General features: G+C 59.6%; 4 protein-coding genes. All 4 read left to right on the top strand.

All coding sequences use genetic code 11. The annotated features are described in order from the left end of the window. Positions 1-25: 25 nt before the first annotated feature. Positions 26-283: a hypothetical protein gene (locus tag HMPREF2984_RS08375; RefSeq protein WP_070544389.1), complete on the top strand. Its 258-nt coding sequence runs from the start codon at positions 26-28 to the stop codon at positions 281-283. Between the two features lie 213 nt (positions 284-496). Then, a complete protein-coding gene (locus tag HMPREF2984_RS08370; protein WP_070544385.1) occupies positions 497-1,432 on the top strand; it encodes a protein rep in 936 nt (311 codons plus the stop codon). A gap of 158 nt (positions 1,433-1,590) precedes the next feature. Beyond that, entirely contained in the window at positions 1,591-1,863 is a 273-nt protein-coding gene (locus HMPREF2984_RS08365) for a hypothetical protein (protein WP_070544383.1), read from the top strand. A gap of 228 nt (positions 1,864-2,091) precedes the next feature. After that, positions 2,092-2,382 (top strand): hypothetical protein, encoded by a 291-nt coding sequence (locus tag HMPREF2984_RS09685; protein WP_070574462.1) that lies wholly within the window; start codon positions 2,092-2,094, stop codon positions 2,380-2,382. Positions 2,383-2,390: the final 8 nt, after the last annotated feature.

The raw sequence follows: 2,390 nt of genomic DNA, 5'->3' as shown, positions 1-2,390 counted from the left end.
TGATCCCTGATGAGGAGACGCACTGATGCTGACTCTCACAGGCACCGTTCGCGCTGCCACCACTCTCGGTGGTGGTGTCAACAAGAAGACCGGCGAGGTCATCCAGCCCCGGTCAGTACTCCAGGTGGAAGGCCTCGACTCCCGCGGCTTGGTGCAGCTCTACACCCTCACGGTTCCCGATCTGACGAAGTACGCCGACCAGGTCGGCTCGCAGATCTCCGTGCCGGTGCGTGCGTGGGCACCTGGCGCGACAGTCAATTTGTCGTACGAGGAAAAGAAGTGAGCGCGGGACGACGCCTTGGGACGGGCCTGCCCCGGCACTTGGCGCCGGCCGGCGCTCTTCCCTTGATACATACAAACAATTGCTCCAAGCCAGCATCCATGCGGGTTTCCGGCTCGTTTGCCTGCGATCAGGGCTTGTCGCCGGACGCCGTCCGGCTGGGCCGCGAGATGCTGGCTGGACCCATTGGGTTCCTCATCGCACGGAGGGCCGCCGATGGAGGAACGACCACCGGATGACCCAAAGGAAAACGCCGACTCTCTGGCAGGAGAAATCGGCGTTCAGGGCATCGAGGCACTACCCCGAAGGGTTCAGAGATATGGAGCAGCTAAAGCAGGCGCTCTCGACGTAGCGGAGTTTATCAGCGGGCTTGGAGGCCATCAAGGCTTAGCACGGCGGGTCGGCTCGTGTGGGGACTATTTGATGTTCCGGCACTACTTCACCGTCGACGAAGTGCGGTTGCATGCAGCTTCGCTTTGCATGAAGCATCTCCTATGCCCCCTGTGCGCCATCAGGAGGGGCAGCAAGGCCCTCAAAAGCTACCTGGATAGGTGGGAGGTGCTTAGAGGGTCGAACGCCTCTTTAAAGCCCTTTCTCGTGACTCTGACCGTTAAGGATGGCAATGACTTGGCTGAGCGTTTTAAGCACCTCCATCGTGGCCAGCGAGAGCTATGGATGCGGAAACACCGTGCTCGCGGCTCTTGCCTCGATGGTGTTATGGGTGCTGTGTGGTCGTACGAAGTGAAGCGCGGCACAGGTTCTGGGCTCTGGCATCCGCATCTGCACATGATCGCGATCGCTGAGCATCAGCCTGACCAGCTGCAGCTCTCGGCTGAGTGGAAAAACATCACTGGTGATAGCCACGTGGTGGACGTACGGCCGATCAGCCAGGAGGATCCTGTGAGTGGCTTCCTCGAGGTGTTCAAGTACGCGGTGAAGTTTTCGGATCAGCCTGTTGAGGACACGTGGCACTGCTACGAGACCTTGCGCGGAAAGAGACTCATCGGATCTGCTGGCTGCTTCCGTTCGGTGGTGGTGCCGGAGCAGCTCATTGACGAGCCCTTCGACGACCTCCCCTTTCGCACCCTTTTTTACCGCTACCTGACCGGTCGCGGATACGACCTTCAGAGGAGGAAAGATCGACCCGCCTGAGTGCACGGATGAATGTTCTTCGCGGGGCAGGATATGCGAGGTGCTAGCACCTCGCTCAGGCTGATTCACGCAGAGCGTTCAACAGCGAAAGCGGCCCCGGTGAGTGCGTCAACACCCACCGAGGCCTAACCAAAACCCATCTGTGTTGGAGATGAAAAATGGCTGAGAAGAAGTCTATTGCGCCCGAGCTGGGCGAAGCTGAACGCGAGATCCACGGGCCTCTGGCCGAAGCCCAAGCGTTGATCGAGATCTGGCGCAGCTCGAATCCCGACGAGGCGTCGTTTTGCTGCCTCGCGGTATCCACCCTGTCTCGCCTCTGTGATCGTTTTGACACCTACCAACACCTGCTGTTGAAGCATGGTCGGCCGGCATTCGCCGAGACTGACTACGGCGTCCTGGGAGACCCGGTGGAGGATCAGCCAGCGGCCTAAGGGGGTATGGGGGGTATGCCCCCCATGCAGAGCCACGGCTCTCACGCCAACGCAGCGATGCGCCGCGTGCCCAGCGCCCTCCCCTCCCCTGCCCGTCTTCGCGCATGCAAAACAGGCTGCGTGGACCACAAAAAGGGCTCTGAATTCGTATCCTGCACGCGTAAGGCTTTACATCGGCCTTTCGTCTGGTAACAATTGTCGTTCCTGCAACCTTCAATTGGAGCCGATGTGGACCTTGATTCCCTCATCCAGCATAAAGCTCTCGACGAGCTTTACAAACGTGGCAACTACGGCCTGATGGATCACTTCCTCAGAGACCCGGAGACTGCCGAGCAGCTCAAGCTGAAGAAGCTGCAATTCGACGTTCACCCCGAGCTGTTCAGCGACGTGGAAGATGTCTGCCAGCTGCTCGACATGAGCAAGCGTGAGTTCCTCACGGCCGCCACGCTGCAAGCCGTCAAGCTCGCGCAGGAGGCCATCGAAAAGCACGGTTTGATCCCTGATGAGGAGACGCACTGATGCTGACT

Source organism: Streptococcus sp. HMSC066E07 (assembly GCF_001814695.1).
Lineage (GTDB): Bacteria > Bacillota > Bacilli > Lactobacillales > Streptococcaceae > Streptococcus > Streptococcus hominis.
Note: the sequence above shows the minus strand (reverse complement) of the source record. Positions and strands in the feature narration are given on the sequence as shown.

Excerpts from the sequence above, each read along its gene's own strand:
- HMPREF2984_RS08375 (WP_070544389.1), top strand. The coding sequence starts at position 26 with ATGCTGACTCTCACAGGCACCGTTCGCGCTGCCACCACTCTCGGTGGT.
- HMPREF2984_RS08370 (WP_070544385.1), top strand. The coding sequence starts at position 497 with ATGGAGGAACGACCACCGGATGACCCAAAGGAAAACGCCGACTCTCTG.
- HMPREF2984_RS08365 (WP_070544383.1), top strand. The coding sequence starts at position 1,591 with ATGGCTGAGAAGAAGTCTATTGCGCCCGAGCTGGGCGAAGCTGAACGC.